The following is a 6,013-nucleotide window of genomic DNA, read 5'->3' as shown; positions in this document are numbered from 1 at the left end:
CGTCGCCCCCGCCCAGCCGCACAACCAAAAGGGGCCCGCGGCACACGCCACGGGCCCCCGAAAGAGCGAACCTCAGTCCACCACGAGCCGCCCCCGCTTGGCGTGCGGGTGCCGGCCGTGCACCGCGTGGTACAGCACGGCGGCAACGACTACCAGCACGGCGAGAACCGCGTACATGGCCCCGAAACCGGCGGCGGAGAGCAACAGACCCAGGATCACGGGGCCCACACCCACGCCCACGTCCATGAGCAACAGCAGCGTGGAGATGCCGGTGCCCAGCTTGTGGGCGGGCACCGCGTTCACGGCGATGGCCTGCGCGGCCGGCATGAGCGTGCCGTAGCCCAGACCAGTCATGGCGCCGGCCACGACCACCTGCCAGTCCTGGTTGGCCACCGCCAGGATGCCCAGGGCCACAGCGAAGCAGACGAGGCCCAGGTAGACCACCACGTTGTCGCCGCGCTGGTCCTGCACCTTGCCCAGCACCAGGCGCATGATCAGCATGGCCACGGCGTACGCCACGAAGAACAGGGCGGCGCCGGTGGTGACTCCGCGGTCCTCGGCATAGGCGTTGAGGTAGGTGATGACGCCCGCGTAGCAGACGCCCACCACCAGCATGAAGGAGCCGATGGGCAGCACTGCCGGGTGGGCGATGTCGCTGAGCGAGAAGGCGGCGCGCTGCTTGTCCACCTCCTGGTTGGCCTGGGCTTCACGCTTGACCAGGGGCTCCCGCAAGAAGACACCCAGCACCAGGCCGAGCACGGCGGTGACGAGGGTCGTCCAGAACAGCCACGTGTAGTTCAGCGAACCCACCAGGAAGAGCCCCAGCGCGGGCCCCACCGCAGTGGCCAGCGTGGTGCCCAGCGCGAAGTACCCGGTGCCCTCGCCGCGGCGGGAGTCGGGGATCACAGACTGCGCAATCGTCATGACGGCGGTGCTCGCGAACGCGTACCCGAAACCGTGCAGCAGACGCACCCCGATCAGCACGGGCAGAGACCCGGCAGGCAGGTACAGCGCGCACGCGACCACCACGACCACGAGCGCGATCAGCAGCATCTTCCGGCGGCCAAGGATGTCCACGAGGTATCCGGAGACCAGCCGCGCGACGGTCGCCCCCACCACGAACGCACTGGACGCGAAACCGCCCACCGCGTCCGAGGCCGCAAAACTCTTCACGGCGTACAGCGCCATGGTGGTGACTAGCATGTAGAAGGTCAAGTACTGCAGGAAGTTGACCACCCACGCCACCACGAACGTGGGCGTGACCAGCCGTGCCGGGCCCGCCGAGTGCGCGGGACCGGGCGTGGCCTGCTCCACCACAACAGGCAGTTGACCTGTGGGAACGTCGTCCTTCGCATCGACCGACACGGGCACCTCCTGGAGTTTTTGAGTTTGTATAGTGCAAGATATTACCCCAGGATTTGTATTATGCAATTTTTGCCGACGACGCCGCTCCGCCGCCTTTCCGCCCCGCCTACCGTTGAGAGCTGCCACGGTGGCAGCCCCTCGGAAGCCGTCCACCCGGGGATGAAAGGATGGAACCGTGCACAGCGATGACTCAGTGAGCGAACTCGTCTACGAGAACATGCTGCTCTCGAGATACGCCCTCCAGGGAGCGCCACCCCAGTCCCGCCGGGAGGCGCTGGACCGCAGCTCCACCGTGCTCCTCGCCCGTCTGCAGGCCGGCGGCCCCATGAGCGTGGCCGAGCTGGCCCAGTCCTTCGGTCTGGACATCTCCACCGTCCACCGGCAGGTCGCAGCCGCCATGAAGAGCGGTCTGATCGAGCGCATCAAGGACCCTGAGGGCGGCGTCGCCAAGAAGCACCAACCCACCGAGGAGGGCGTGCACCGTCTTGCGGAGGAACTGGAGGTCCGCCGCGAGTCCTACCAGCGTTTCATTGCGGACTGGCCGCAGGAGGACGTCACCGCGCTGGCCCGTCTCACCCGCCGCTTCAACGAGAGCGTGGAGGCCACCCTCGGCCACAGCTGGCCACGCGACTACCCCACCGAGTCCTAGCGCACGACGCCGCCCGGGCCGTCCTCAGCACCCCTCCACCTCCGCGATCAGCAGCGCCACGTGCAGGGACGTCCGCGACTCCGGATCGTCCAGCGACACCCCCAGCCTGCGTTCCAGCCGGGCCAGCCGCCCGTAGAGCGCCGGGCGGGAGAGGTGGATCCGCTGGGCCAGCAGGCTCTTGTTCCCGCCGCACGCCAGGAACTGTGTCAACAGCTCACGGTCCTCGTGACGCTCCACGTCCAGGACGCTCCCGAGTTCCGCGCGCGCGAACATCTGCACGCGCTCATCCCCGCGCAACATCGCGAGCAGCCCGCGCAGCCGCACGTCCTGTGCGCGGAAGCACCGCCGCCGCGCGGAACCGGAGCGCACAGAACCGGACCGGGCGGCGTCCTGCCGTGCCGCGTGGTCCGCCACGGTCCCGTCCTGCGAGGGGCCACCTTCCGCGCAATCGTCCCGCGCGAGCAGGGACACCGCGGCCTCCGCGATCATTCCGGCCTCGTCCAGGCGGGCGGCCGCGCCGATCATCCCCGACTCTGGATCGGAGACCCCCGCGAGCACCCGCCACGCTCCCTCCAGGCGCTGCTCCGCCGCCGTAAGCACCCGTTCCACCACGGCGTCCTGAGGGGTGCGCGCGGCCAGCGGCACCAGCACGGCCACGGAGGCAGCGCCAAGACGGCCAGCAAGCGCCGTCGTGCGCTCCCGGCCCAGCGCCCACGCGAGCGCATCGAGCACGGCGCCGCCGCCCTGGTGCTCGCCCAGCGGGTCCGCCCCCGGGTGCTCCCAGCGCACGACCACCGGCAGCCACGCGGCCGGGGCCGCCTCGCTCAGCACCCCGTGGCGCAGCACGCCGATCCCGAGCTCGTGCGCGCGCCGCCGCGCGGAGTCCTCGTCCACGTTCCACGGGCGCCGAAACTCGTGCAGCAGGGCGGTCTCCGCCTGGCGCTGATCATTCCGGCGGCTGCGCTCGGACAGCAGCGTGAGCGCCACCGCCTGCCCCGCCCGCTCCAGCACGGTGGCGCGCAACGCGGGCCCGGCACCCCGCAGCTCGGCGGACAGCCACCCGACCGTCTCCCTCGCGACCACCACGGGAACGGTCCCCCCCTGTCCTCCGGTGACGACGACGCCGCACGCCGCCGCCACACGACCTCGGCACCCAGTAGCCGCCCGGCCTCCGCAACGATCCGCTGGACCGGGGCAGCCTCCAGGGTCAGCTGGGTGAAGACCTCGTGGATGCGGCGGTCCGTCTCCAGCTGCTCGAGCTGGCGCGCGGCGATCCGGCGGTGCACCTCCTGCGTGACGGCCACGAACCGCACTTGGCGGCTCAACAGGTACACGGGCAGCTCCCGGTGAGCGGCCGCCGCGCGCAGCACCCGCACCACGGGCTCCCGCCCGGAGAGCACCTCGACCGCGAGCGCTCCGGTGCGGGCGCCGTGGGCAAGGTCGTGCTGATCGGACTGGCCGTGGTCGTGGCACCGTTCACCGTCCTGGCCATCATTGGGCGCGTCATCGGGTTCTTCTAGACCCGCTCCGCCGCAGACCCTCCCCAGGTCCGGGGCCACGGCTGACGAGCCCCTCCGTGCGCCATAGGGTGGAGGCATGACTCGAATCACCAGCTTCACGCGACAGGGACTCACATTCGACGTTCTCGACCAGGGTCCGGAGGACGGCCCCGTGGTCCTGTTGCTGCACGGTTTCCCGCAGGATGCCCGCGGCTGGGACGACGTCGCCGAACGGCTGAACGCGCAGGGGCTGCGCACTCTCGCCATGGACCAGCGTGGGTACTCCCCGGGCGCCCGCCCCACCGAGCTGGCCGCGTACCGCCGCGAGGAGCTCTCCGGGGACGCGCTGGCCCTGGCGGACGAGGCCGGAGCGGAGCGGTTCCACCTGGTGGGCCACGACTGGGGCGGGGTGCTCGCCTGGGACATCGCCCTGCGCGCACCGGAGCGGGTGACCTCGCTGACCGTGCTGTCCACCCCGCACCCCACCGCGCTCGGGCACGCGCTCAAGACCCCGGACCAGCTCAAGAAATCCTGGTACATCGGCATGTTCCAGATCCCCGCCGCACCGGAGCGTCTGCTCGCCGGTCGCGTGGGAACCCTCACCCGCCGTGCGGGCATCCCCGAGGAGGCCGCGGAACGCTACGAGCGTCGCTTCGCCACCGCGGACGACCTGCGCGGGCCCATCAACTGGTACCGCGCCATGCTGCGCAAGGACGGCGTGACCGGTAAGAATGCTGGAAACGGCATCATCACCATGCCCACCACATTTGTGTGGGGCAACCGGGATCCCGCCCTGGGCCGAACGGCCGCGGAGGAGACCGAGGTGTACGTGCACGCGCCGTACGAGTTCATCGAGCTCGATGCCGGGCACTGGCTGCCCGAGCGCGAGGCCCCCGCGGTGGCCGAGGCCATCGTGGACCGCATATCCTCCGTCACGTCCGACTGACGCCGAACGGCCGGGGCAGTTCTCACCGTCAGGACCCCGGGGAGCCCAGCACCTCCAACACGGCGTCCCCGTATTCGGCGAGCTTCTTGGCGCCCACTCCGCTGATGCCGCTGAGCTGCGCGGTCGAGGCCGGGGCGGCCTCCACGATGCCGACGAGCGTGGCGTCCGAGAACACCATGTAGGGCGGGATCTGCTTCTCCTTGGCCACCGATGTCCGCCACTCCCGCAGCGCCTCGAAGGTCTCCTTCGCGGCCTCGTCCAGGGTGTCTGCGGCCCGTGAGCGCCCGCTGCCCCCGCCGCTGCGGGCGCGTCCGTTCGCGCGCGCCGTCGGCGCCCTGTCCACCGCCAGCTCCAGGGTGCCCTCACCGCGCAGCACGGGTCCGGCCTCCGGGCCGGGAACGAGCACGCCGAAATCACCGACGGCCTCCACGACCCGGCGGGCAAGCAGCTGCCGCAGTACCGAGCGCCACTCCCGCTCGGAGAGGTCCTGCCCGACCCCCCACACGCTCAGCTCCTGGTGGCGCGACGCCTCCGTGCGCTCGTTGCTGCGGCCCAGCAGGATGTCGAAGACCTTGCCGGAGCCGAACTGCTCACCGCGTTCGCGTTGCAGCCTGATGAGCGTGGACAGCAGCTTCTGGGCGGGCACGGTGGCGTCCCAGACCTTGGGCGGGTTCAGGCACGTGTCGCAGTTGCCGCACGGCTCGGAGTCCTGGCCGAAGTACCGCAGCAGCTGCACACGACGGCAGTCCGTGGTCTCGCACAGGGCGAGCATGGCGTCCAGGTGCGAGCGCGCATTGCGTTTGTGCAGGTCAGATCCGTCTCCCTGGTCGATCATGCGCCGCTGGTTGACCACGTCGCCCAGGCCGTACGCCATCCATGCCGTTGCGGGCATACCATCGCGGCCGGCGCGGCCTGTCTCCTGGTAGTACCCCTCGATGCTCTTGGGCAGGTCCAGGTGGGCGACGAAGCGGACGTCCGGCTTGTCGATGCCCATGCCGAACGCGATCGTGGCGACGACGACGATTCCCTCCTCCCGCAGGAACCGCATCTGCGTGTCCTGGCGCACTGCGGCGTCGAGACCCGCGTGGTAGGGCATGGCGTCGACCCCGCGGGCGCCGAGCCACGCAGCAGTGGACTCCACGCTCTTGCGGGACATGCAGTAGACGATGCCCGCCTCCCCCGGGTGCTCCGACTGGATGAGCCGCAGCAGCTGGTCCTTCGCGCGGTCCTTGGACTCGATCCGGTACTGGATGTTGGGGCGGTCGAAGTTGGAGACGAAGTGCCGCGCGTTCTCCATGCGCAGCCGCTCGGTGATCTCCTGGTGGGTGGCCCGCGTGGCGGTCGCGGTGAGTGCGATGCGGGGAACATCCGGGAAGGCGTCCGCAAGCACGGACAACCCCATGTAGTCGGGGCGGAAGTCATGCCCCTGGGCTGACCCCGTTTGGTAGGTCCGGTGGTTGTGTGAGTCGTCCTGTTGCCCGGGGGTCCGGGCAGTGAGACTGGTCAGATCATGACGAACAGCAGGAAGCGTCACACCTCGGAGCAGGTCGTCCG

The 6,013-nt window shown here is 70.4% G+C and carries 6 protein-coding genes; 3 read left to right on the top strand and 3 right to left on the bottom strand.

The annotated features are described in order from the left end of the window. Nucleotides 1-72 precede the first annotated feature (72 nt). Nucleotides 73-1,365, bottom strand: a complete 1,293-nt coding sequence (locus tag J1M36_RS05625) for an MFS transporter (protein WP_206478828.1) — start codon at nucleotides 1,363-1,365, stop codon at nucleotides 73-75. 175 nt (nucleotides 1,366-1,540) lie between these two features. On the opposite strand from J1M36_RS05625, the gene J1M36_RS05620 reads away from it, so the two are divergent. Next, complete coding sequence (locus J1M36_RS05620) at nucleotides 1,541-2,014, top strand: MarR family winged helix-turn-helix transcriptional regulator (protein ID WP_098055728.1); 474 nt, start codon at nucleotides 1,541-1,543, stop codon at nucleotides 2,012-2,014. A 24-nt stretch (nucleotides 2,015-2,038) separates the two neighbouring features. On the opposite strand, the gene J1M36_RS13095 is transcribed toward J1M36_RS05620, so the two are convergent. Continuing rightward, nucleotides 2,039-3,100: a helix-turn-helix domain-containing protein gene (locus J1M36_RS13095; RefSeq protein ID WP_342358291.1), complete on the bottom strand. Its 1,062-nt coding sequence runs from the start codon at nucleotides 3,098-3,100 to the stop codon at nucleotides 2,039-2,041. A gap of 227 nt (nucleotides 3,101-3,327) precedes the next feature. Here J1M36_RS13095 and J1M36_RS05610 point away from each other — a divergent pair, with 227 nt between their 5' ends. Both J1M36_RS05610 and J1M36_RS05605 read left to right on the top strand, forming a co-directional pair. Then, on the top strand, nucleotides 3,328-3,534 hold the full coding sequence (locus tag J1M36_RS05610; RefSeq protein WP_206478839.1) for a hypothetical protein: 207 nt from the start codon (nucleotides 3,328-3,330) through the stop codon (nucleotides 3,532-3,534). Nucleotides 3,535-3,610: 76 nt separating this feature from the next. Then, on the top strand, nucleotides 3,611-4,459 hold the full coding sequence (locus J1M36_RS05605; RefSeq protein WP_126874174.1) for an alpha/beta fold hydrolase: 849 nt from the start codon (nucleotides 3,611-3,613) through the stop codon (nucleotides 4,457-4,459). Nucleotides 4,460-4,487: 28 nt separating this feature from the next. On the opposite strand, the gene J1M36_RS05600 is transcribed toward J1M36_RS05605, so the two are convergent. Next, nucleotides 4,488-6,013: RecQ family ATP-dependent DNA helicase (locus J1M36_RS05600; RefSeq protein ID WP_241246877.1), on the bottom strand; the 1,526-nt coding region annotated here is incomplete at its 5' end.

Origin of the sequence: Kocuria sp. KRD140 (genome assembly GCF_017168375.1) — a bacterium.
GTDB lineage: Bacteria > Actinomycetota > Actinomycetes > Actinomycetales > Micrococcaceae > Kocuria > Kocuria marina.
This window is presented reverse-complemented; position numbering and strand designations above follow the sequence as displayed.

Excerpts from the sequence above, each read along its gene's own strand:
- J1M36_RS05605 (WP_126874174.1), top strand. The coding sequence starts at position 3,611 with ATGACTCGAATCACCAGCTTCACGCGACAGGGACTCACATTCGACGTT.